Genomic DNA, 22215 nt, shown 5'->3' on the forward strand with positions numbered 1-22215 from the left:
GGGGGGGGGGGGGGCGGGGGGGGGGGGGGGGGGCCCCCGGGGCCCCCCCCGCCGGGGCGGGCCCCCCCCCCCCCCGGGGGGGCCCCCCCGACGCTCGTACGGGGTGACCGGAGGTCACGTTCCTACGGGGTGACCGACGATCAGAAGAGCACGTCGGTGCAGGAGTAGAACGCGTTCGCGGTGTCCGCGACGTCCCAGACCGCGACGACCACGTGGTGCCCGGTGCGGCCCGTGGGGAGGGTCGCGGTGTGCTTGGTGACGGCGTCGGGCTGGCGGCGGTTGTAGGGGACCGTCAGGAACGGCGTCAGGTCCAGGCTGGCCCGGGTGATCTTCTGGGTCGGGTCGTAGCCCTGCTTGGTCAGGAAGTAGCGGAAGTTGGTGGTCGAGTGCCGGGCCTCGATCTCCCAGGTGAAGGTCTGCTGGCCGCCGGCCGTCACCTTGGTGGTCGGCCAGTTCCCGTTGCGCGGGTTGTCCAGCGGCGCCCAGCGGGCGTCGGCGCCCGCGCAGATGGTGCCGTCGGCGGGGCCGCCGGACGGGAAGCCCTTCGGGCCCTCGACGCTCTGCGGCTCCCACTGGATGTCGCCGCAGTTCTGGACGACGCCCGCGCCGCACAGGGCCGAACGGCTCGGCGGGAGGTTGATGAACCCGTGGGAGTTGGCCGGGACGGCCATCGCGAGCGGGACGGCGACCGCGGCCAGGGCCGCGCCGACGATGTGGCGTTTGCGCATGATGCTCCTCCGTGGGGGGATGGAGAGTTGTGCCCGACGCAGATGGCGCGTGTGGGGGTGCGCCAACCGGGTGGATCTTGGCATGCCTGCGCCAGGTGAATGCCCATACCGTAGGGAGCGCGACGCCCACCGTCAATGGTCTGGACCAGTTTGACGCTCGGCCAACCGGCACTCACCGCCGCCGAGTTGCGCCCGTGGTCAGCGCGGTCGGCCGGGGTCGCCGGGGCGGGGTTCGAGCGCCGTCACGGTGACGGCCGTCCACGGGCGCAGCGGCCGGGCGCAGCGGACCGGCCCGGCCGCCGGTCAGTGCCGGATCGTCGGGGCCGCCTCGCCGTAGACCCGCAGCAACTGGTGGGCGTGCAGCCAGCGCAGCTCGGCGCCGCAGGCACGCAGCGCCATGCCGAGGGCGTGGCGCATCGCCCCGTTGACCGCCGACCGGGCGGTGGCGGCCCGGGCCGCCTCCGGCAGGTCGCTGCCGGCCAGGTCGGCGAGCCCGCGGGACGGGTTCCAGCCGAGGTCCGCCGCCCCGTCCCGGTCGCCCGTGCCGCCGGTCGGGGCGCAGCGGGCGAGGGTGACGCCGGTGGCGCCGAGGTGCGGGGCGAGCGGCAGGCCCGCGAGGGCCGCGCTGCGCCGGACGGTGCCGACGACGCCCGCCGGGAGCCCGAGTTCGACCGGGGTCGGCCCGGCGGGCCGGGCCACCAGGACGCCGGGCGGCACGCGCAGGGCGCCGTCGACCGCGGCCCGGCCGTCGACCCGCAGCTCCCGGCCGACCCGGTCCCGGCCGGTCTCCAGCCCGAAGGCCGGCAGGAACTCGGCGAGCGCGTTCTCCATGGCCGTCGCCACCAGGTCCCGGGCCGATCCGGCCGCCTGGCCCGGTTCCGCCATGGCGGCGGCGCCGGTCAGGCGCGGGGACGGCAGCCAGTCCAGGGCGGCCACGCCCTGGCACCGGTCACGGTCGTCGACGGGGCGCGCGGGGCGGATGCGCACGCCGGGCCCCTGGTCGCCGAAGGCGACCGGCAGGCCGGCGAGCAGCACCGCGTCGGTGAGGCGGTCGGCCAGGGCGGGATCGACCCGGCCGGCGGGCGGTCCGGCGTCGGCCGGGGAGGGCGGCTGCCGGTGCGACGGGGTAGTCAACGGTGCGGGCCCTTCGGAGCGGTCCCCCGGCGACGGGGGACGGGGAGAGGACGGGGGGACGCGGTCGCGCCGACCTGTCCGGCGCACCGTCGAACTCCCGTTCCCCGGCCCTCTCATCCCCAAACGCCGTACCCGGCGGGCAGGATGGGCCGCCACGCGGCGCGGACCGGGGCTCCGCACGGCCCGCCCACCGCCGTCAACAGGCACTATCAGCCACTCCCCGCGGCGGACGCCCACGTTCCGGCCGATCGTCCCGGTTCGGGTTGACCGCCAAATTGGTCTATGCCACTTTCTGATCGCGCGGCCCGCCACCTCCTCCCCCACCCCAGCCGAGGTGAACCCGGGCTCCCCTCCGCCGGTGCCGCGCGCCGACCCCCACACCAGGAGAGGATCCCCATGACCACACGCACCAGCCGCCGGCTCCCCCGCCTGCGCGCGACGCTCGCCACCGCCGTCGCCGCCGGGCTCGGCGCCGCGCTGCTCGGCGCCCTGCCGGCGGCGGCCGCCGGCGAGCCGCTCGCCGTGCAGTACCGCAACGGCGGCAGCGGCACCGCGCAGGCCTCGCCGTGGCTGAAGGTCGTCAACACCGGCTCCGCGCCGGTCGCCCTGGACCAGGTCAAGCTGCGCTACTACTTCCGCTCCGACTCCCCCTTCGCCGCGTACCGCTTCGCGTGCGACTGGGCCGTCCGGGGCTGCGCCAACGTCACCGGCACCATCGGCACCATCAGCGAGCCGGGCGCGGCGGCCGACCGCTACCTGGAGATCGGCTTCACCGCGGGCGCCGGCACGCTGGCCCCCGGGGCCGACAGCGGCGACCTGCAGCTGCGCGTCCACCGCACCGACTGGCAGGTCATGGACCAGGGCGACGACTACTCCTTCGGCGCCGCGCAGAGCGGGTACGCGAACTGGGCCAAGGTCACCGCCACCGTCGCCGGCGTCCAGGTCTGGGGCACCGCCCCCACCAAGCCGCCCGTCCCGGCGGGCCCGGTGCTCTTCGACGACTTCGACTACACCGGCCACGACGACCCGGCGCTCGCCGCCCACGGCTGGAACGCGCGCTCCGGCGGCGGCGGGCCCGGTGTGGCCGGTGCCACCTGGGCGCCCGAGAACGTCACCTTCGCCAAGGAGGCCGGCAACTCGGTGATGACCCTGCGGACGTCCACCGCCGGGACCGCCGAGTCCACCCGGCAGAGCGAGTTCCACAGCCAGGCCATGAAGTTCCGCTACGGCACCTACGCCGCCCGGGTCCGCTTCTCCGACGCCCCGGTGAGCGGCCCCGACGGCGACCACCTGGTGCAGAGCTTCTTCGCCATCAACGACCTCAAAGCCCCCAACGCCGACGACTACTCCGAGTACGACTTCGAGTACCTCCCCAACGGCGGCTGGGGCGAGCCCTCGAACATCTTCTTCGCCACCTCGTGGGAGACCTACGGTCCCCAGGGCAACGACAACCAGTACACCGTCTCCCGGACCTCCTTCGCCGGCTGGCACGACCTGGCCCTGACCATCGACGACAGCGGCATCGTGTACTACGTCGACGGGGTCGAGTTCGCCCGCCACGACACCCGCTACCTCCCCGAGCGGCCGATGGTGATCGCCTTCAACCAGTGGCTCACCGACCTCGCGGGCCAGACCGGCACCGCGGCGCGCACCTACGAGGAGCAGGTGGACTACGTGCTGCACGTCAAGGACCGGGTGCTGTCGCCCGCCCAGGTCGGTGCCGCCGTCGCCGCCTACCGCGCCGCCGGGACGACCTTCACCGACACCGTCCCCGCACCCTGATCCCGACCCGGTGCGCAGCCGGCCGGGCCGCCGGGTACGCACGGGGGCGCTCGGGGCGTGTGCGAAGCGCTCCGGGGGCGCACAGTGCTTCGTCCACGACCGCAGGACCGCGAGCAGTCCGGCGGACAGGTGGCGGCCGGGGTCTGCCGGGCCCCCGGCGGAACGGGTGACGGGTGGGGAAAACCGCAGGCCGGAGAGGTCCGGCCGGAGGAACTCACCGGCAAACCCGCGCACGGGAGCCCGGCGGCCTTCCCCCGCACCACCGGGCGCCCCCGCCCCACTCTTGGCCCCGGCCGCCGGGATCCGCACGATCTCCGGTGTCCGACGCTCACCGCCCCCACCGCGGCAATGGGTAGTGGCCCCCATTGATCCCCGCACCGTTCCGGAGGTCCGCTGGACACCGGCCCGTCGCCGCACTCCCCCACCCGTCACAGCGAGCAAGGCCAGGTGAACGGCATGCACGACCCCCACCAACCGGTGTACCGGCCGGTCCGGCGGTCCGCGATGTACCTGCGGTGCCGCCCGTACGACCCGCACGAGGCCGACTACGTGCGCTCCGCCATGGAGCAGCTGGCCCAGCGACTCGGGCTGCCGTACCCGGACGTCTACGCCGACCACGGTCTGAGCACCCGGGGCCCGCTGCCGGCGCTGGCGAGCCTGCTGACGGCCGCCGAACGCGGCTGGCTGGACGTGGTGCTGGTGCCGGGCCCGTTCGTGTTCTCGCTCGACGACCGGGCGGCGGCGGACACCGTCCGGCGCCTCGCCAGGGCGGGCTGCGAGGTCGTCGAGGCACCGGGCCGGGTGATCCGCCCGGCCGCTCCGCCGTGGGACGCCCTCGGTCAGCTCCGGGACGTCCCCGGCTCGCTCCAGGAGGTCCCCGGTCAGCTGCGCGACGCCCCCGGGCACCGGCACCTCGCCGGTGCCGGCGCGGCGGCGCCGCTCCCCGACGGCGGTCCGGTGGTGTACAGCGCCGTCTGAGCCGAGGCCCGCGGCCCCGCGGCCCGGACCCCGCCCGACACGGGCGGGCCGGGCGCGGGCATCATGGAGACATGCCCGTACAGCTTCCCTCCGCCCCCGGCCGGGCCCGGTGCCGATGAACCGGCCGCCGGTACCGGACGCGCCCGAGGGGCGCGCCTTCGTCGGACGGGTCCGGGAGCTCGCCCGGCTGACCGAGGCGCTGGCCCGCCCGCCGGCCGTGCTGCTCGTCGAGGGCGAGGCCGGCGCCGGCAAGTCACGCCTGGTCGCCGAGGCGCTGCGGGCGCTGACCGCGGCGGACCCCGGCGCGACGGCCCCTGACCGGACGGGCCCCGGCGCGAAGGAACGCGCCGTGCTCGTCGGCCGCTGCCACCCGCTGCGCGAGCCGGAGCCGTTCGGCCCCGTGGTGGACGCCCTGCGGGACGCCGCCGCGCTGCTGCCCCCGCCCGACGCGCTGCCGCCCAGCACCGGGGCGCTGCGCCGGGTGCTGCCGGACCTCGCCGACCGGCTGCCCGCCGCGCCGCCCGAGGGCGGCGAACTGCTGTCCGCCCGGCGGCTGCTGGCCCAGGGCGTGCGGGCGCTGCTGGCGGCGCTGGACGATCCGGTGCTGGTGGTCGAGGACGTGCAGTGGGCCGACGACGCGACCCTCGACCTGCTGCTGCGGCTGGCCCGCGACCTGCCGCCCCGGCTGGCCCTGGTGGTCACCTACCGCCCCGAGGACCTGCCGCCCGGCACGCCGCCGCCCACCGCCGCCCACGGCGGCGCACCCACCGGGCCCGGTGCGGGCGTCGACCGGGTGCGGCTGGGCCCGCTGGACCTGACGGAGGTCGCGGAGCTGGCCCGCGCCGCGCTCGGCCCGGCGGCCACCACCGAGGTCACCCGGGTGCTGCACGAGCGCGGCCAGGGCCTGCCGCTGGCCGTCGCGGAGGACCTGCGGGCCCTGACGGACCGCCCGCTGCCCCGGCGGGCGGCCGACCTGGCGGCCGTGCTGACGGACGCCGAGGTCCCGCGCGGGATGGTCGACGCCGCGGCCTGGCGCCTCGCCCGGCTCGGCGTGGACGGCGCGGCCGTCGTGGCCGCGGCGGCCGTGCTCGCGGTACCCGCCGACGAGGACCTGCTCACCGCCGTCGCCGGGCTGGACGCCGCCACCGGTGCGCGGGGCCTGGCCGAGGCACTGCACACGGCTGTCCTGGAGGAGACCTCGCCCGACCGGTACGCCTTCCGTCACCGGGCGGTCGGCCGGGTCGCCCTGCAGCGGATCCCCGGGCCGGGGCGCCGGGTGCTGCACCGGCGGGCGGTCGCCGCGCTGGAGACCCACGAGCCCCGGCCGCTCGCCCGGATCGCCGAGCACACCCTGGCCATGGGCGACCGCGCGGCCTGGCAGGACCTCGCCCAGGCCGCCGCCGACCAGGCCGTCGCGCTGGGCGACCCGGGCGGCGCCCGGCGGATGCTGCGCGGCCTGCTGGACGAGCCCGACCTCGACCCGCCCCGGCGCGGCCGGGCCGCCCTGGCGCTGGCCCGGCTCGCGGCCGACGACGTCGACCCGGCGGCCAGCGTGCAGGTGCTCAGTGGCATGGTCGCCGACCCCCGGCTGCCGGTCGCCGACCGCGGCGAGATCCGGCTCGCGCTCGGCTTCCTGACGGCCGTGCACAGCGGCAACCGGGCCGGCTTCGGCCGGATCCGCGAGTCGCTGGACGAGCTGGAGGAGCGCCCGGTCCGGGCCGCCCGGGCCATGGTCGCGATCTCCATGGACGAGCGCGACGGCGCGGGCCGCCATGCCTGGGAGTGGCTCGCCCGGGCGGACCGGCTGCTGGCGGACCACCCCGACGAGGACGTGGCCGCCGCGGTCCGGGCCACCTCGCTGACCTTCCAGGCCCGGGCCGGCGACCCGGCGGTCTGGGGCCGGCTGGACGACCTGCCGCGCGCCTCCGAGAGCCCCGAGGTGATGCGGCAGACCACCCGGGCGCTGTACAACACGGGCGAGATCGCCATCGAGCTCGGCTACGACACCCGGGCCGCGGACCTGCTGACGGAGAGCCGGCGGCTGGCCCGGCTGACGGCCATCCCGTACCTGGAGTGCTACAGCCGGCTGGCGCTGATCCGGCTGGACATGCTGGCCGGGCGCTGGGACGGGGTGGAGGAACGGTTCGCCGCGCTGGGCGCCGAGTTCGACGACCTGGCGATGGCCGGGGCCGAGCGTTCGCTGCTGTTCGGGCGGCTGGCGGCGGGGCGGGGGCGGCTGGCGCCCGCCCGGGAGGAGTTCGAGATCGCCGCCCGGTACGGGCAGCGGGAGTCGCAGGTGACGGTCGCGCTGCGGGCCGCCGCCGGGCTCGGGGGCCTGCAGCTGCTGGAGGGCGACACCGCCGGGGCCGCCGCGACGGTCGGCCCGGCGCTGGCCACCGCGCGGCAGGCCGGCGCGTGGGCGCGCACCGCCGAGCTGCTGCCGGTCGCGGTGGAGGCGCTGCTGGCGACGGGCGGGCGGGCCGAGGCCGAGGCTGTCACCGGGGAGGCGGCCGAGGCCATGGCCGACCGGGGCGCGCCCGCCGTGTCCGCGGCACTGGACCAGGCCCGCGGGCTGCTGCTGGCGGCGAACGGCGAGGCGTGCGCGGTGGACGCGTTCACCCGGGCCCGCGACCGCTGGCAGGACATCGGGCGGCCGTACGAGGCGGCGCGGGCGGACGAGCGGATCGCCACCGCGCTGGCCGCCGTCGACCGGGCCCGGGCGGCGGAGCGGATGGCGGCCGCCGAGCGGGTCTACCTCGGCCTGGGGGCGACCACCGACACGGCCCGGTGCCGCAAGCTGCGCCGGGACCTGGATCTCGGCGGGATCGGCTCGCCGGGGCGCCGGGGTTACGGCAAGCAGCTGTCGCCGCGCGAGCGGCAGGTGGCGGAGCTGCTCGCGCAGGGCACCGCCAACCAGGACATCGCCCAGGCCCTCTTCCTGTCACCGCGCACGGTGGAGCATCATGTGGCGAACGTGCTGCACAAGCTGGGCACCAGCCGGGCCGGGACGGCCCAGGCACTGGCCCGGGCCGACGCCGAGGACGCGGCGGACGGCGGTTCCGGCTGATCCGGACGGGTGCCCTCATCGTTCCCGGGGAGCGATAGGTAGTCACCCGCATTGATCCGGCCGGTCCGGACGGGTTCCCTGGTGGTCACCGGCGAGCGAGCGGGGCAGCCGCTCCCCGACCTGGAGGGATCCACCAGATGAGTGCACGTCACCACGCGCTGAGCGCGACCGCCGTCCCGGCGACGGACGGCCCGGACCCGGCCGGGTCCACCGTCCGGATCTCCCCGTCCCCCCGCAAGGCCGGGCACCATCCGCTGGCCCTGGTCCGGCTGGCCCGGCTGAGCCGCACCGGTCCCGCGCACTGGGTGCACTGACGGCGCACCGAACGCGCCGGTCCCCGGAACTGCCGCGTGCGGGCGGCGGCCGGGGACCGGCTGATCGTGGAAGGCCGAACGGCCCTGCCCGGGCGAGCGGGCAGGGCCGTTCGCCGTGCCGGTGCCGTCCGGGTCAGCAGCCGGACGGCACCGTGATGGTGGCGGTGGCGGGCGGCCAGCCCCACTCGGTGGTCTCCAGCGAGCCCGTGGCGCTCGACCCGCACGGCACGGTGACGGTGAGCCGGCCCACCGCGGTGCCGCTGTGGTCCACCAGGACGCTGGGCGTGATGGTGCCGAGCGTGGCACCGCCGACCAGCGAGGCGGTCAGCCGGTAGGGGACCGTCCGCGCCGTCCAGCCGAGGCTGCCGGGCGAGGTCTGGCCGTAGAAGGTGACCTGGTCGCCGCTGATGGTGACGCAGATGTCGTTGACCACCACGCCCCGGTAGCCGGTGACGCAGGTGCCCGGGCCGGCCGGGGAGGTGGTGTCGGCGGTGGTGCCCTGGGCTGCGGCACCGCCGGCCCCGGCGGCGATCAGGACGGCGCTGGTGGCGAGGGTGGCGAGGAGCCGGTTCATCGGGTGATTCCCGTTCATGGGTAGGGACGACGACAATGCGAAGCCATGTGACATTTCACGCTTCACACCTCACATGCTGGCATCGATTGAGGCGGAATTCCTAATTCCACCCTGGCTTTTGAAGCCCAATGACGGATTCAGCCTTCTTATGACCGAATCCCGCCGTCGGCTTGCCTTCATGACGCCCGGTTTCCATGCATGAACACTTCATTGCGACCGTTGCCCGGGCGGTGCGCCGCCGCGCAGGATGAACCGGCCCGGCCGCGCGGACGAACGCGCGGCGGACGGGCGGCCTACAGGAGGCGATCGTCGTCGTGTCCGTGCAGCAGTTCCATCTCGCCGTCCGCCCGCCCGGCGCCGGCGGGCCCATCATCCCCGCCCCGCTCGACCAACTCGATCAGCTCGACCGGTTCGACCGGCTGGCCCGGTTGGCCCGGGCCGCCGAACGGGGCAGGTTCGACTTCCTGCTCCTCGCCGAGACCGCGCCGCCCGCGCCACCCGGGCCGGAGGTCCTGACCGCCCTGAGCACCCTGGCCGCCGCCACCACGCGGCTCGGACTCGCCGCCGGCGTCGGCCCGGCCGCCCATCAGCCCTACGAACTGGCCCGGCGGCTGGCCTCGCTCGACCACCTCAGCGAGGGCCGCGCGGCCTGGAGCGTGACCACCGGCCCGGACGGCGCCGCCGCAGCGGGCGGCCTCCGCCACGGCAGCCCACCGCCGGAGGCCGACCGGGACGCCCACGCCGCCGAGTTCCTGCGCGCCGCCCGGACGCTGTGGGACAGCTGGGCGGAGGACGACGTCCCGGCCGACCCGGCCGACGGCGCCTTCGTACGGCCCGGCGCGGGCGCCTTCGCCCACCGGGGAGCGCACTTCGACCTCGCCGGCCGGTTCACCACACCGCGCGCACCACAGGGCCACCCGGTCGTCGTCCGGACCGTCACCGCCCCGCGGGACCTGGGCTCGGCCGCCGCCGACGCCGATGTGCTGCTCGTCCCGTACACCGGCCTCGCCGAGGCCCGGGAGCTGCGCCGGGACCTCGCCGACCGGCTCGCCGCGCACGGCCGGTCCCCGCAGGACCTGAGGGTGCTCACCACCCTCACCCACGCACTCGCCGACACCTCCGCCGCCGACGCCTCCGCCGCGGAGGTCGCGGACGTCGCCGGCACGCCGGAACAGGTCGCCGACACGCTCACCGCGTACGTCCGGGGCGGCGGCTCGGACGGCTTCCTGCTCACCCCGCACCCGGCCCCCGACGCGCTGGACGCGTTCGTCGACCGGGTGGTGCCGCTGCTCCAGGCGGAGGGCCTGCACCGCACCGAGTACACGGGCCCCACCCTCCGCGACCACCTCGGGCTCGCCCAGGCCCGCCGACCGAGCCGGGAGGCCACCGCATGACCAGCCCCTCCGCACCCCGATCCGGCGGCGGCCTGCCCCCGCTGCACCTCGCCGTCGCCCTGGACGGCGCCGGCTGGCACCCGGCCGCCTGGCGCTCCGAGGGCGCCCGCCCCGGCGAGCTGTTCACCGCCGGCTACTGGGCCGACCTGGTGACCGAGGCCGAGCGGGGCCTGCTCGACCTGGTCACCTTCGAGGACGCCCTCGCCGTCCAGTCCGTGGGCCTGCAAGGGCCCGACAACCGCACCGACCAGGTGCGCGGCCGGCTCGACGCCGTCCTGATCGCCGGCCGGGTCGCCCCGCTGACCTCCCGGATCGGCCTGGTGCCCACCACCAACGTCACCCACACCGAGCCGCTCCACCTGGCCGCCGCCCTCGCCACCCTCGACCACGCCGCCCCCGGCCGGGCCGGCTGGCGTCCGCAGGTCTCCGCCCGCTCCGACGACGCCGCCCACTTCGGCCGCCCCGCCCCGGCCACCCTGACGGCGGCCGACCTCGCCTCGCCCGACACCATCTCCGCCCGCCTCGCCCCGATCTTCGACGACGCCGCCGAGGTGCTGGCCACCGTCCGCCGGCTCTGGGCCGAGCGCGGCCACGCCCTCCCGGTCACCGTCCTCGCCCACGCCCGCATCCCGTACGAACTGGCGGCCAAGGGCGGCGACGTCGCCTACGTCACCCCGCACTCCCCCGACGACACGGCGGCCGTCCTCGCCGCGGTCGCGTCCGCCGCCACCACCGTCGCCCGGCCCGCCGACCGCCCCCTCAAGGTCCTCGCCGACCTGGTGGTCCTCCTCGACGACCGCCCGGGCGAGGCCGCCCGCCACAAGGACCGGCTGGACGAGCTCGACGGCGCCCCGCTCACCTCCGACGCCGAGGTCTTCGCCGGCACGCCCGCCGAACTCGCCGACCTCCTGCTCTCCTGGCGCACCGTCGAAGCCGGCGGCCTGCGCCTGGACGGCTTCCGCCTGCGCCCCGCCCGCCTCCCGCACGACCTCCTGGCGATCACCCGCAGACTCGTCCCCGAACTCCAACGCCGCGGCGCCTTCCGCACCGCCTACACCACCACCACCCTCGCCGACCACCTCGCCCTGCCCACCCCGGCTCCCACCCGCAGCTGACGCCGGTTCACGAAGCGCGGACCGAAAGGCCCGACCCCGGGGCGACGGAGGGCCCCGGGGTCGGGCCCGCGCGAGCAGCAGGACGCTGCAATCCGCGGACGAAGAACGGAGACCGGGCCATTGCTGGTCGGCGAGAGGGCGGGATAGCTTCGTTCCTGTACCACCCGTCCTACACCTGCCCTGGCGTCACTCTGCCCTCGGGCGGGTCCTGCACCCCGGATGATGCGGAGACCACATGGCTCGACGACGTTCCTTACTGCGGCTCGGCCCGGCCGTACCGATCGTGCTGTCGCTGACCGCCTCGCTCGGATTCCTCCCCACAGCGGCCTCGGCAACGCCGCAGGTTCGGCCCACCGCGCAGGCCGAGGACGCGCGGACCCTGTCGTACGTCGTCAACACCACGACCGACCGTCGCACGATCGCAGCGGTCCGACAGGCCATCACCGCGGCCGGCGGCACCATCGTCGTCGGCTACGACGGGATCGGCGTCATCGTCGCCCACTCGGCGGACCCCGACTTCGGCGAGCGGCTGCGCGCGGTACGCGGCGTGCAGTCGGCGGGTGCCACCCGGACCTCGCCGCTGAGCACGGTGGGGACGACCGGCGAGGGTCCGGTCCAGTACCTGACGGAAGCGGAGGCCGCGAAGCTCACGGAGGCGTCCGGCGGCGAAACCGAACCCCTCGAGGCCGAGCAGTGGGCCCTGCGGACGATCGGCGCGGACAAGGCCGCGCGGATCAACCCGGGCAGCAGGGACGTCACGGTCGCCGTGATAGACACCGGCGTCGACGACACCCACCCGGACCTCTCCCCGAACTTCTCCCCCTCGCAGTCCGCGAACTGCGCCAGCGGCAAGGCCGACACCACCTACGGCTCCTGGCGGCCGGCGGACCCGGCCTACTTCCACGGCACGCACGTGGCGGGCTCGATAGCCGCGGCCCGCAACGGCATCGGCATCGCGGGCGTGGCGCCCGGGGTCAAGGTCGCCGGCATCACGGTCGCCCAGCCCACCCCGCGCCAGCTGATATACGCCGAGAGCGTCGTCTGCGCCTTCGTGTTCGCCGCCGACCACGATGTGCAGATCACCAACAACAGCTACTACGTGGACCCGTGGCAGTACAACTGCCTGGACGACCCCGACCAGAAGGCCATCGTCGACGCGGTCAACCGCGCCCAGCTCTACGCCCAGCGCAAGGGCACCCTCACCATCGCCGGAGCCGGCAACTCCAACCACGACCTGGCCTCCGATGCCATCGCCGACGGTCGCAGCCCCAACGACTCCACCCCGGCCGACCGGACGATCGACCCGCACAGGTGCCTGGACCTGCCCGCGCAACTGCCCGGCGTCGTCACGGTCAGCGCGACCAGCGCCAAGAACACGAAGTCGTACTACTCCAACTACGGCCTCGGTGTGATCGACGTCGCGGCGCCCGGCGGCGACCGGTACCAGGCCTCGGACGCACCGTCCGGACACCCCGGCGTCCTGTCGACGCTGCCGGGCAACCAGTACGGCTACGAGCAGGGCACGTCCATGGCCACTCCCCACGCCTCAGGTGTGGCCGCACTGCTCAAGTCCGCCCACCCGCACGCGACACCGGAGCAGTTGCAGGCACTGCTCAAGACCCAGGCCGACAACCCCGGATGCCCGGCCGACCCGTACGACGGGAACGGCGACGGCGTCGTGGACGCCACCTGCGCGGGCGGCAGGCGCGTCAACGGCTTCTACGGCTTCGGCATCGTCAACGCGCTGCGCGCGGTCCGGTAACCGCACCGCACGCGCGGGTCCCGCTGCGGCGGTCGCCCCGGGACAACCCCGGTTCCGCCCCCTGGACGAAGCGCCCCCGGCCATCGCGGACGGGGGCGCTTCCGCATTTCACCGTCAACCTGACCGCCCAGGGCCTCACCTTCGCGGCCGGGACCGCCCGGCACGCACAGCCGGTTCCGGCGCCCCTCGTCGCTGCGGGAGACGCGCCGCATCCGGACGCCCGGCCTCGTCCGGTGGTCTCCGCGCGCGTTCAGCGCCAGGAGTGACGGATCCTCACTCGGCCGTACCCCACGGCCCCGGAGATCCGGATCGTCGGACCGCCCGGGCGGGGGCTCGACGGAGGCCGGTAGCGCAGGTCCTTCCACTCCGTCTGCAGAGCGTCGAGGTCGACGACCGCGTCGCGGGGCACCGTGATCCTGGCGTTGCCGGTGCCCAGTTGCAGCTCGATGTCGACCACCGGGTGCTCGATCACGGCCCGGGACAGGTCCAGGTGGACCCGTCCGAAGGCGGACGCCACCGTGAGGAACCGCGGCACCCGCCACGCGCCGCGCCGCGCGATCCGTCCGCCGGCGGCGGCGATCGTGGCGGTGGTCTCCGCCGGCGGCGCCGGGAGCGAGGACAGGACGGTCGCCAGGTCGCCGCGCGTCCTGGCGGTGAGCACGTCGTGGAGGCGTTCGTCCATCTCCTCGTGCGAGAGGTGCCCTTCGGCGTACGCCCCCTGCACCCGACGCACCGCGGTGTCGCGGTCGTCCTCGCCCAACGCCGCCGAGCGGTCCTCCGGTTGAGAAGTCACCGCCCCACCCTATCGGCGTACCCGCGACCGGCAGCGGCCGGGAGCGCTCCCGCCCGGCCTACGGCTCGTACGTCACCTCGAAGCCTGCCAGCTGACGACGCAGTGTCATCGCCGCTCCGGGGCAACGGCGTTCGAGCTCGGCCCAGCCGGTGAAACGGAGGTCACGGGGAAGCTCGACGAGCCCGGTGACGGCGTCCCGGAAGGCGTTCCAGTTCATGCCGTAGAACCACGGGAAGCCGAGGTCCCGCTTCAGCACCGCGTGCAGCCCGTACTCGTCGCGGACCCGGCTCACGTCGATGACCACGCGCCGGGCCGGGTCCGGCCCGGGCGGCTCCTCGGGTGCCCGGTAGGACGGGAGCCACCAGCACAGTCGGGACGGGTCGGCGGGCTCCGGATGCCGGGCGCCTCCGAGGTCGGGTGACCCATCGTCCGTGTCGTCGAACAGATCTGAACGCGGATCGATCGGGCGCCACCCGGTGTCGAGCGGTTCGTCCTCGCCGGGCGGCCGGACGAAACGTCTGGCCCGCTGGTCACGGGCCCCGTAGGCCCGGAAGTTCCGCTGGGCCTCGATGAGCGGGACGCGGTTCGCGCGGCCGGGGGTGAACGGGCGGCGCAGTCCCGGGAGGTCGTCCTCCCAGAGGCAGACCGGGCAGAGCACGCCCGAGCCGGGCCAGCCCTCGGCGGTGTCGAAGACGAGGTGGCCGCAGCACGGGCAGGGGCGCCTGGTGTCCATCGGTTCAGTGTTGTCCGTGATCACCGTGCCCGGCAAGCGGGTTGCCGCCGGGCACGGGCCGTCGGGGCGTCAGCCGATCTGGATGGCGGCGACCCTCGGCGGACGGTTCGGGAAGGTGATGTCGTGCCAGCGCTCGATCCGCACCGAGTCGCCGTTGACGTCGAAGTAGGTCAGGTCGTTGTTGCCGGTGGAGATCCGGTCGACCCACCACCCGCCGAAGTCGGTCCTCCCCCCGTTCGCGTAGCAGTCGACGCTGTCGCGGCCGTCCAGGTGCGACCAGATCTTCAGGAAGTCGTTGCGGCCCCCGTCGCACTGGACGTGGTCGATGGCGTAGGCGCTGCCGCCCGGCACGCCGAGGGTCAGCGCGGCGGCCGCCGCGAACGCCACGACCGTGGACCAGACGGTCCTCGTGCTCTTCGAGATCACAGGTTTCTCCTTCTCCCGGGAAGGGCGGTGCACGGCCCGGCCACGGCGCGGCACTTGGGCCGGCGACCGGGAGCCCCAAGCTAGCGATCCCGTGTCCCCCGGACGGCCGCAACACTCCGGGTCCGAACGGCGCAGGCGCAGCTTCACCCGTTCGTGGAGCCCACCGTGGACGGAGGAGCCGGCGGGCGGTGATCGGTAGGGTGACGGGGTGACTGAACCCGGGCGGTGCGCGCTGCTGTTCCTGGACGTCGACGGGCCGCTCATCCCGTTCGGCGGGCCCGGCCCGTACCCCACCTACGGGAGGGCCGACGGGAATCCGCTGCTGGCGAGGATCGATCCCGCGCACGGGCCCCGGCTGGCCGCGTTGCCGTGCGAAGTCGTCTGGGCGACGACCTGGATGGACTCCGCGAACCTGTGCATCGCCCCGCTGCTCGGCCTGCCGCCGCTGACCGTGGTGGACTGGCCGGAGCCCTCCGCGGAGGAGGACGCGGCGGACGGCTACGACGGGCCGTACGAGCCGTACGGGCTGCACTGGAAGACCCGTCCGCTCGTCACCTGGGCCGGCGGACGGCCGTTCGCCTGGGTCGACGACGAGATCACCGCCGTCGACCGGGACTGGGTCGCCGCGCACCATCCGGGACCGGCGCTGCTGCACCGGGTCGATCCGCGGGTGGGGCTGACCGACGGCGACTACGCGGTGCTCGACTCCTGGCTGCGGCAGCCGTTCTGACCCACGGCGCTTCCGGCCCGGACCGGCCGTGCCCGGACGGAAGGACGGTTTCCGGTCAGGGACCCGCCGAGGCGGGACGGAGGTGCTGGGGCGGGTGGTGCCGGTGCGGGGGCGGGCGGGGCGACCGGGGCGGGAGGCACCCGGAGGGGCGGCCTCCGGACCCCGCGCGAAGGGCCGGACGGCGCGTGCCGCGGGCCTGTGCCGCCGCCCGGCGCGCCCCTACGATGTGAGCGCCGTCGGGCCTGACCCCCGACCCCGTCACTGCCGGCCGATGCCGGGTGGCGCCGGTCCCCTCCCTGAGGGACCGGTCGTCCCCGTCGGCCGCCGCGCGCCGGCTCACCCCGGGCACGAGCGGAACCGCAGTGCGGGCACCACCGCGCAGGCCGCCCGTGATCTCCTCACACCCAAGGAGTACACCCATGCACGCCGGCACCGCCGCACCACCGGTCAGACCCGTCCCCGCCGACCGCGCTCTGCGCGCCGTCCGCGCCCCGCTGCTCGTCCTCGCGATGCTGGCCGCCCTGCTGGGTGTCAGCCTCCCGGTGGCCGGCCCGGCGAACGCCGCCGTGCCCGACCGCTGGGGCTTCGCGTTCCTCGACAACCCGACCCCGCCGCCGGGCTACGTGCCCGACACCAGCCGCCAGTGGGGCAGCTGGCCCTCGCCGGCCGCCAACCCGGTGACGGTGGACCAGATCGGCGCCGGGTCCTACGTCGTGCACTTCCCGCTGATCGCCGGCCCCGGCGGCATCGCGCACGTGACGGCCGTCGGCCGCACCGGCAGCTGGTGCCAGGTCCGGGGCTGGTCCACCGCCGGCACCGGGCAGGACGTCTCGGTGGGCTGCTACCGGCCGGGCGGCGCTCCCGAGGACACCCGGTTCACCGTGCTCTACACCACCAGCAGCGGGGTGCCCGCCCCGGCCGTCGGCGGCTACGGCTACGTCTACTCGAACACCACCGGCGCGGTGATCACCCAGTACAACTCGACCGGCGGCACCAACGCGGTGGGCTACGGCGGCACCGGCGTCTGGAAGGTCTGGCTGCCCGGCCTCGGCCAGGCCACCCCCGTCGGGAACATCGAGGTCACCGCCGTCGACCCGGTCAACGGCGCGCGCTGCAAGGTCGCCGACTGGGCGCCCTCCGCGAGCGGCCAGACCGTCGTCGTCAACTGCTACAACGCCGCCGGCGCGCCGTACGACACCCGCTGGACGCTGAGCTACGCGGAGAAGCGGGCCGTGCACGGGGCGGCGCTGCCGCCCAAGTCCTACGGCTACCTGTGGTTCAACGGCGGCGTGCCGGGCGGGACCAACTTCAACTCCTCCGGCGGGGTCAACACGCTCGCCGGCTCCGTCCCCTACACCGTCAACCTGCCGAACGTCGCCGTGCCCTCGGACACCGCGCAGGTCACCGCCTTCGGCCCCGGCCCCGACTACTGCGGCCTGGCCACTCCCTGGGCCCGCAGCTCCGGCACGGTGAACCTCTACCCGCTGTGCTTCAACGGCTCGGGCACTCCGATCGCGTCCCGCTTCCTGACCGCGTACGCCTCGGCGTTCTGATCCGGCCGACCGCCACAGCACCGACCGCCCGTCGCCGGGCCCGGACGCCGCGAGCGTCCGGGCCCGGCCCCCTGTGCCGGGGGAACGGCGGGCGGGCGGGGAGCGGTTGGTCCGGATGCCACCGTGCGGGTGCGGCGGGGCGGTTCTGCGGTCACGTTGAGGAGATGGACATCGTCGTCGTACTGGAACCGGACACACCCACCAACATCCGGATCCTCGGGCCCGACCACACCCCCGCGGAGCCCGAGATCCCGGTGCGCCGCGCGCACACCGCCCCCACCGAGGCCTCCGGCGCCTGCGGCCCCCGCACCCTGTGCGGCCTGGACACCTCCGACATGACCCTCGCGCCGCACCGCTCCGGCGAGCTGGGCGGGCCACGGACCCGGGCCCACTGGCACACGTGCAGCACCTGCCGGAACGCCGGGGAGAACTTCACGCCCGACGCCCCCCAGGCGCCCAACGCCCCCAACGCCCCCGACGCGCCCGGGGACGGCACCGGCGACGCCCACGCCGGGGACGCCCGCGCGGGCGACGATCCTGCTCCGTGAACCGCCGTTTCCGGGGCCGCGGCGGGCACCTTAGGCTGACCGGATGACAACTGACCGCAAGACCCTGCTCGCCCCGGTGCTCCTGGCCGGACTCCTGCTCGGGACGTCCGCCTGCTCGTCGTCCGGTGCGGCGGACGCCCCGTCGGGTGGCGGGGCGCTCTCCTTCGGCAAGCTGAAGTCGGCGGTCCAGGTCCTCGGCCCCGACGCCTCCTGCCCGTTCGGCCTGGACCTGGCCGGGGCGCTGAAGGCGGTCGGGATCGAACGCGGTGTCACCCCGGCGGTCGGCACGGGCGGGCGACCGGTGCGGGCCGAGGTCGTCCCGGGCGAGGAGGCCCGGGCGGTTCCGTCCGGCGTGACGCCCAGCCCGGCGGTGGCGTCGCTGCCGGCGCGGCCCGAGAGCGTCCAGGTGTGGTGTTCCTACACCGCCGGGACGACTCCGCTGGAGATCGCCGTGCTCGCCGCCCCGGCCGAGGGGATCGCGCTCAACCTGGCCCTGCCCTACCTCCAGCAGGCCGGCGATCTGACGGGCGACCAGCTGGTCGCCGTCTCGGGCGGCCAGCCCGCCCCCGGTCAGACCGGCACCACCCCCGGCCGCGGATCGGTCGGGATCGCCCGGGTCGCGGTCGCGGACAAGGGCGACCTGACGCTGCTGGTCAGCCAGGGCACGAAGGCGGCCGTCCCGGACGCGGCGCTCACCGGCGAGCCGCTGCGCGCGCTGGCCGGCAAGCTCGCCGCGCAGCTGCACGTCTGAGCCGCGTCCGGACGGTCGACCCGATCGCCACCGGGCCGGCTGCCGGACCGGCTACCTGCCCGGTGGCGGTCAGGGCCCGGCGGTGTCCGAGCGCTGGGCGGGCACCGTCGGGACCCGGTCGTGCTGCAGGGCCCGCAGGTCGGCGAACATCCCCGGCTCGGCGGCCAGCCGCTCGAACGTCCCCTCCTGGATCACCCGGCCGTGGTCGAGCACCACGATGCGGTGCGCCACCCTGGTGTTCTCCAGGTTGTGGGTGACCAGCACCGTCGCGCAGTCCCTGGCGACCTCGGCGAGACCGGTGAAGATCCGGTGCTCGGCCCGCGGGTCCATCGCACTGGTCGGCTCGTCGAGGATCAGCAGGGTGCCGGCCCGGGCGCGGTGGAAGGCGGCCGCGGTGACCACCCGCTGCCACTGCCCCTCGCTGATCTCGGCGCCGCCCCAGAACTCCTTGGCCAGCAGGGTGTCCAGGCCGCCGGACAGCTCGGCGATCACCTCGTCCGCGCCGGTGGCGGCGGCCGCCTCCAGCACTGCGGCGTCGCCGGCCTCGCGCGGCTGACCCAGCGTGATGTTCTGCCGCGCGGTGAGCGGCCAGTGCGCGAAGTCCTGCTGCACGAGCGCCGTCTGGCGCCACAGCAGGTCCGGATCGAGGTCCCGGGTGTCGACGCCGTCCCAGGTCACCGTCCCGCCGTCGGGCAGGGTGAGGCCGCACAGCAGCTTCATCAGCGTGGACTTCGCCGCCCCGTTGACCCCGACCACGGCGACGATCTCGCCCCGGCGGACCCGGAAGTCCACGCCCTTGAGGGCGACCCGGTCCGATCCCGGGTAGCTGAAGGTGACGCCCCTGGCCTCGATCACCGCCGTCCCGGCCGGCGGGGCCAGCGCCCCGCGGTCCAGGCGCTGGGCCCGGGCCATCGCGATGAACTTCTGCCAGTCCCCGACGTACAGGCCGGTGCGGTGGACGGCGGCGCTGTAGTTGGCGGCGGCGTGCAGGTCCGCGGCCGCGGAGCGCAGCGCGATCACCGCGGTGCCGGCCGAGGCCAGGGTGACGCGGCCGTCCGCGAGCAGCCAGGCGAGGCCGCCCCAGACCAGGCAGGACCCCACCCCGGACGCCGCGGCGCCGTACAGGCCGAGCACCGCGGCGCGGCGGGCGGCCGTGTCGCTCGCCTCGGTGACCTTGGCGACGGCCCGCCGGTAGATCCGCAGCAGGAACGGCGCGATGGTGTTCGACCGGACCTCTGCGGCCAGCCGGCGGTCGCAGAGGAACCAGCGCAGCACATTGGCCGCACGGGTCGCGCCGAAGGTGGACATCATCGCCCGGTAGAAGGCGTTGGCGGCGGCCGTGCGCGCCAGGGCCTGCGGGATCACCGCGAGGACGAGCAGCGGGAGCAGCACGGGGTGGATCGTGGCGATCACGAACCCGGCCGCGACCAGGCCCGCGGTGTAGCCGATCACGTCGCGTGCCTGGGAGAGCAGGTCCCGGGTGGCGCCCGCGCCGCGGTCGCCGGCGTCCCAGGCGGCCTGGAAGCTGGGGTTGTCGTAGGCGACGAGTTCGGCGCGGGTCGCGGCGTCGATCAGTTCCAGCTCGGCGGCGCGGGCGATCTTCGGCCCGATCCGCTCGGCGGCCCACTCGCTGGTGATGCGCAGCAGGGCGGACGTCCCGGACATGGCGGCGAGGAACGCCACCGACGGGAGGGAGCGGGTCAGGCGCTCCGCGATGGAGCCCGCGCCGGCCACCAGTTGGGTGATCATGCCGGTGGTGGCCAGCAGGCCGAAGGCCTGGGCGACGGCGGAGGCCGCCGCGCAGCCGAGGAGGACGAACAGGGCGGGCCGGTCGGCCTGCCGGCCGAGGCGCAGCGCGAGCGCGAGGAGCCGGGGCAGTGCCCGGGCGGTGGCCCGCAGGGTGGTCTTGGTGCCGTCGATGATCTCCGCGTCGCTGCCCGGGGGCTGCCACTCCATCATCACGGAGTCGTCGACGCCGTCGGTGGTCGTCGTGGGGGCGGTGGGGGCGGGGGTGGGCGAGCTCACGCGGCGGCCTCCTCGCCCGGGCGGACCGGCCGGGGCGCTCGCCCTCGAACGGCTGTCCCACGAGGTGCGCCGGCGAGTGAACTCTGCCGTTTCACAAAGGACTTGGCTGTCCTCCAGGGGGCTCTCATGGCGGAGGATCCTGCCCCGGCCGCCCCGCCGCGTTCAACCCCGGCGGTTCCGGGCGAGCCTGGAGCGAACAACCCTTTTTCGATTCCGGGCAAGGGCCTAACCGGGCAGGTCCTCCAGTACGGCGCGGGCCGCGTTGTGGCCGGGGATGCCGCTGACCCCGCCGCCGCGGATCGCTCCCGCGCCGCAGAGCAGGACGTTCGGGTGGGCCGTCGCCACTCCCCAGCGGGCGGCGGCGCCCCGCGGTTCCTCCGTGGCGTACGGGAACGCGAGGTCGCGGTGGAAGATGTGGCCGCCGGGCAGGCCGATCTCCCGCTCCAGGTCGAGCGGGGTCTTCGCCTCCACGCAGGGCCGGCCGTCGGCGTCGGCGGCCAGACAGTCGGCGATCGGCTCCGCCAGTGCCTCGTCGAGGCCGGCCAGGCTCGCGGCCACGGCCCGTTCCTTGGCGGCCGGGTCGGCGAACAGCCGGGCGGGCTGGTGCAGGCCGAACAGGGTGAGGGTCTGCCGGCCCTGCCGGACGGCGTCCGGGCCCAGGATCGAGGGGTCGGTGAGGGAGTGGCAGTAGAGCTCCGACGGCGGCGCCGAGGGGATCCGGCCGGCCGCCGCCTCGGTGTACGCGGTCTCCAGCTGCCGGTAGCCCTCGGCGACGTGGAAGGTGCCGGCGAACGCCTCGCGGGGGTCGGCGGCGGGGTCGCGCAGGCGCGGCAGCCGGCGCAGCACCATGTTGACCTTCAGCTGCGCGCCTTCGGGCGCGGGCCCGGGGTCCTCGCCCAGCAGCCGGGCCAGGGTCGCCGGGGCGGCGTTGACCAGGATCCGGCGCCCGACCGCCGTCGCCTCGCCGTCGCGGTGGCGGTAGGTCACCTCGGCGTCGCCGGTGCCGTCGGTGGCGACGGCGGTGACCTCGCAGCCGATGCGCAGTTCGGCCCCGGCCGCCCGGGCGGCCGTCGTGAGGGCGTCGGTCACCGCGCCCATGCCGCCGACCGGGACGTCCCAGTCGCCGGTCCCGTTGCCGATCACGTGGTAGAGGAAGCAGCGGTTCTGCCGCAGTGACGGGTCGTGGGCGTGGGTGAAGGTGCCGATCAGCGCGTCGGTGAGGACCACGCCGCGCACCAGGTCGTCGGCGAAGGTCTCTTCGAGCGTCTCGCCGAGCGGCCGCTCGAACAGCGCCGTCCAGGCCGCGTCGTCACCGACCCGGCGGCGCAGTTCGGCCCGGGTGGGCAGCGGTTCGGTGAGGGTCGGGAAGACCCGTTCGGCGAGGCCGGCGGTCATCGCCTGGAAGCGCCGCCAGGCCTCCCACTCGCGGTCCGCCCCGGTCAGCGCCCGGAAGGACGCCCGGGTGCGGCCGGCGTCCGCCGCGTCCACCAGCAGGCCGGTGGGCTTCCCGTCGCGGACGGCGGGGGTGTACGAGGCGATCCGGCGCCGCCGCAGTTCCAGCCGCAGGCCGAGGTCCCGCACCACCGTGCGCGGCAGCAGGCTCACCAGGTAGGAGTAGCGCGACAGCCGGACGTCCACGCCGGTGAACGCCGGGGCCGACACCGCCGCGCCGCCGACCCGCGGGAGCCGTTCGAGGAGCAGCACCCGGCGCCCGGCGCGGGCCAGGTAGGCCGCCGCCACCAGCCCGTTGTGGCCGCCGCCGACGATCACGACGTCGTGCCGGGAGGACGAGTTCGCCATGTCCGGCA

19 protein-coding genes are annotated in these 22215 nt (G+C 75.8%); 11 read left to right on the top strand and 8 right to left on the bottom strand.

All coding sequences use genetic code 11. The features are described from left to right. Nucleotides 1–140: 140 nt before the first annotated feature. Both ACFVUH_RS17430 and ACFVUH_RS17435 read right to left on the bottom strand, forming a co-directional pair. Nucleotides 141–728, bottom strand: coding sequence for a lytic polysaccharide monooxygenase (locus tag ACFVUH_RS17430; protein ID WP_355359830.1), 588 nt, complete (start codon nucleotides 726–728; stop codon nucleotides 141–143). Between the two features lie 303 nt (nucleotides 729–1031). Then, nucleotides 1032–1862, bottom strand: coding sequence for a hypothetical protein (locus ACFVUH_RS17435; protein WP_387914097.1), 831 nt, complete (start codon nucleotides 1860–1862; stop codon nucleotides 1032–1034). A gap of 396 nt (nucleotides 1863–2258) precedes the next feature. On the opposite strand from ACFVUH_RS17435, the gene ACFVUH_RS17440 reads away from it, so the two are divergent. The 4 genes from ACFVUH_RS17440 (at nucleotide 2259) to ACFVUH_RS17455 (ending at nucleotide 8003) form a co-directional block, all read left to right on the top strand. Further along, nucleotides 2259–3644 (top strand): cellulose binding domain-containing protein, encoded by a 1386-nt coding sequence (locus ACFVUH_RS17440; RefSeq protein WP_387914099.1) that lies wholly within the window; start codon nucleotides 2259–2261, stop codon nucleotides 3642–3644. A 456-nt stretch (nucleotides 3645–4100) separates the two neighbouring features. Further along, on the top strand, nucleotides 4101–4622 hold the full coding sequence (locus tag ACFVUH_RS17445) for a hypothetical protein (RefSeq protein WP_387914101.1): 522 nt from the start codon (nucleotides 4101–4103) through the stop codon (nucleotides 4620–4622). A gap of 115 nt (nucleotides 4623–4737) precedes the next feature. Beyond that, complete coding sequence (locus ACFVUH_RS17450) at nucleotides 4738–7689, top strand: AAA family ATPase (RefSeq protein WP_387914102.1); 2952 nt, start codon at nucleotides 4738–4740, stop codon at nucleotides 7687–7689. A gap of 137 nt (nucleotides 7690–7826) precedes the next feature. Beyond that, the gene (locus ACFVUH_RS17455; protein ID WP_355359816.1) at nucleotides 7827–8003 is read left to right on the top strand and encodes a hypothetical protein; all 177 of its coding nucleotides are present in this window, start codon (nucleotides 7827–7829) and stop codon (nucleotides 8001–8003) included. Nucleotides 8004–8136: 133 nt separating this feature from the next. Here ACFVUH_RS17455 and ACFVUH_RS17460 read toward each other — a convergent pair whose 3' ends face one another. Further along, the gene (locus ACFVUH_RS17460; protein ID WP_387914104.1) at nucleotides 8137–8577 is read right to left on the bottom strand and encodes a hypothetical protein; all 441 of its coding nucleotides are present in this window, start codon (nucleotides 8575–8577) and stop codon (nucleotides 8137–8139) included. Between the two features lie 314 nt (nucleotides 8578–8891). Here ACFVUH_RS17460 and ACFVUH_RS17465 point away from each other — a divergent pair, with 314 nt between their 5' ends. The 3 genes from ACFVUH_RS17465 (at nucleotide 8892) to ACFVUH_RS17475 (ending at nucleotide 12848) form a co-directional block, all read left to right on the top strand. Next, nucleotides 8892–9971 (top strand): LLM class flavin-dependent oxidoreductase, encoded by a 1080-nt coding sequence (locus tag ACFVUH_RS17465; protein WP_387914106.1) that lies wholly within the window; start codon nucleotides 8892–8894, stop codon nucleotides 9969–9971. Next, complete coding sequence (locus ACFVUH_RS17470) at nucleotides 9968–11086, top strand: LLM class flavin-dependent oxidoreductase (protein WP_387914108.1); 1119 nt, start codon at nucleotides 9968–9970, stop codon at nucleotides 11084–11086. The genes ACFVUH_RS17465 and ACFVUH_RS17470 overlap by 4 nt, the downstream gene beginning before the upstream one ends. 235 nt (nucleotides 11087–11321) lie before the next feature. After that, nucleotides 11322–12848: a S8 family serine peptidase gene (locus ACFVUH_RS17475; protein ID WP_387914110.1), complete on the top strand. Its 1527-nt coding sequence runs from the start codon at nucleotides 11322–11324 to the stop codon at nucleotides 12846–12848. Nucleotides 12849–13098: 250 nt separating this feature from the next. Here ACFVUH_RS17475 and ACFVUH_RS17480 read toward each other — a convergent pair whose 3' ends face one another. From ACFVUH_RS17480 to ACFVUH_RS17490, 3 genes are all read right to left on the bottom strand, one after another. Beyond that, on the bottom strand, nucleotides 13099–13641 hold the full coding sequence (locus tag ACFVUH_RS17480; RefSeq protein WP_387914111.1) for a DUF1707 domain-containing protein: 543 nt from the start codon (nucleotides 13639–13641) through the stop codon (nucleotides 13099–13101). A gap of 58 nt (nucleotides 13642–13699) precedes the next feature. Further along, nucleotides 13700–14374, bottom strand: coding sequence for a CPCC family cysteine-rich protein (locus ACFVUH_RS17485; protein ID WP_387914112.1), 675 nt, complete (start codon nucleotides 14372–14374; stop codon nucleotides 13700–13702). 69 nt (nucleotides 14375–14443) lie between these two features. Continuing rightward, a complete protein-coding gene (locus ACFVUH_RS17490; RefSeq protein ID WP_355359799.1) occupies nucleotides 14444–14800 on the bottom strand; it encodes a beta/gamma crystallin domain-containing protein in 357 nt (118 codons plus the stop codon). Nucleotides 14801–15008: 208 nt separating this feature from the next. On the opposite strand from ACFVUH_RS17490, the gene ACFVUH_RS17495 reads away from it, so the two are divergent. From ACFVUH_RS17495 to ACFVUH_RS17510, 4 genes are all read left to right on the top strand, one after another. Beyond that, nucleotides 15009–15530, top strand: a complete 522-nt coding sequence (locus ACFVUH_RS17495; protein WP_355359796.1) for a hypothetical protein — start codon at nucleotides 15009–15011, stop codon at nucleotides 15528–15530. Nucleotides 15531–15949: 419 nt separating this feature from the next. Then, complete coding sequence (locus tag ACFVUH_RS17500; protein ID WP_387914114.1) at nucleotides 15950–17083, top strand: hypothetical protein; 1134 nt, start codon at nucleotides 15950–15952, stop codon at nucleotides 17081–17083. A gap of 164 nt (nucleotides 17084–17247) precedes the next feature. Next, nucleotides 17248–17631: a hypothetical protein gene (locus tag ACFVUH_RS17505; protein WP_387914115.1), complete on the top strand. Its 384-nt coding sequence runs from the start codon at nucleotides 17248–17250 to the stop codon at nucleotides 17629–17631. A 43-nt stretch (nucleotides 17632–17674) separates the two neighbouring features. Beyond that, entirely contained in the window at nucleotides 17675–18382 is a 708-nt protein-coding gene (locus ACFVUH_RS17510) for a hypothetical protein (protein ID WP_387914117.1), read from the top strand. Between the two features lie 69 nt (nucleotides 18383–18451). On the opposite strand, the gene ACFVUH_RS17515 is transcribed toward ACFVUH_RS17510, so the two are convergent. Together ACFVUH_RS17515 and ACFVUH_RS17520 are read right to left on the bottom strand one after the other, a co-directional pair. Beyond that, complete coding sequence (locus tag ACFVUH_RS17515; RefSeq protein WP_387914119.1) at nucleotides 18452–20407, bottom strand: ATP-binding cassette domain-containing protein; 1956 nt, start codon at nucleotides 20405–20407, stop codon at nucleotides 18452–18454. Nucleotides 20408–20632: 225 nt separating this feature from the next. Next, nucleotides 20633–22207: a phytoene desaturase family protein gene (locus tag ACFVUH_RS17520; RefSeq protein WP_387914120.1), complete on the bottom strand. Its 1575-nt coding sequence runs from the start codon at nucleotides 22205–22207 to the stop codon at nucleotides 20633–20635. Between the last annotated feature and the right edge of the window lie 8 nt (nucleotides 22208–22215).

This window comes from Kitasatospora sp. NPDC058032, assembly GCF_042885845.1.
Classification (GTDB): domain Bacteria; phylum Actinomycetota; class Actinomycetes; order Streptomycetales; family Streptomycetaceae; genus Kitasatospora.

What these genes read in the sequence shown, in the direction of transcription:
- ACFVUH_RS17430 (WP_355359830.1), bottom strand. Translation starts at nt 728, where the DNA reads ATGCGCAAACGCCACATCGTCGGCGCGGCCCTGGCCGCGGTCGCCGTC.
- ACFVUH_RS17440 (WP_387914099.1), top strand. Translation starts at nt 2,259, where the DNA reads ATGACCACACGCACCAGCCGCCGGCTCCCCCGCCTGCGCGCGACGCTC.
- ACFVUH_RS17445 (WP_387914101.1), top strand. Translation starts at nt 4,101, where the DNA reads ATGCACGACCCCCACCAACCGGTGTACCGGCCGGTCCGGCGGTCCGCG.
- ACFVUH_RS17450 (WP_387914102.1), top strand. Translation starts at nt 4,738, where the DNA reads ATGAACCGGCCGCCGGTACCGGACGCGCCCGAGGGGCGCGCCTTCGTC.
- ACFVUH_RS17455 (WP_355359816.1), top strand. Translation starts at nt 7,827, where the DNA reads ATGAGTGCACGTCACCACGCGCTGAGCGCGACCGCCGTCCCGGCGACG.
- ACFVUH_RS17460 (WP_387914104.1), bottom strand. Translation starts at nt 8,577, where the DNA reads ATGAACCGGCTCCTCGCCACCCTCGCCACCAGCGCCGTCCTGATCGCC.
- ACFVUH_RS17470 (WP_387914108.1), top strand. Translation starts at nt 9,968, where the DNA reads ATGACCAGCCCCTCCGCACCCCGATCCGGCGGCGGCCTGCCCCCGCTG.
- ACFVUH_RS17475 (WP_387914110.1), top strand. Translation starts at nt 11,322, where the DNA reads ATGGCTCGACGACGTTCCTTACTGCGGCTCGGCCCGGCCGTACCGATC.
- ACFVUH_RS17485 (WP_387914112.1), bottom strand. Translation starts at nt 14,374, where the DNA reads ATGGACACCAGGCGCCCCTGCCCGTGCTGCGGCCACCTCGTCTTCGAC.
- ACFVUH_RS17500 (WP_387914114.1), top strand. Translation starts at nt 15,950, where the DNA reads ATGCACGCCGGCACCGCCGCACCACCGGTCAGACCCGTCCCCGCCGAC.
- ACFVUH_RS17505 (WP_387914115.1), top strand. Translation starts at nt 17,248, where the DNA reads ATGGACATCGTCGTCGTACTGGAACCGGACACACCCACCAACATCCGG.
- ACFVUH_RS17510 (WP_387914117.1), top strand. Translation starts at nt 17,675, where the DNA reads ATGACAACTGACCGCAAGACCCTGCTCGCCCCGGTGCTCCTGGCCGGA.
- ACFVUH_RS17520 (WP_387914120.1), bottom strand. Translation starts at nt 22,207, where the DNA reads ATGGCGAACTCGTCCTCCCGGCACGACGTCGTGATCGTCGGCGGCGGC.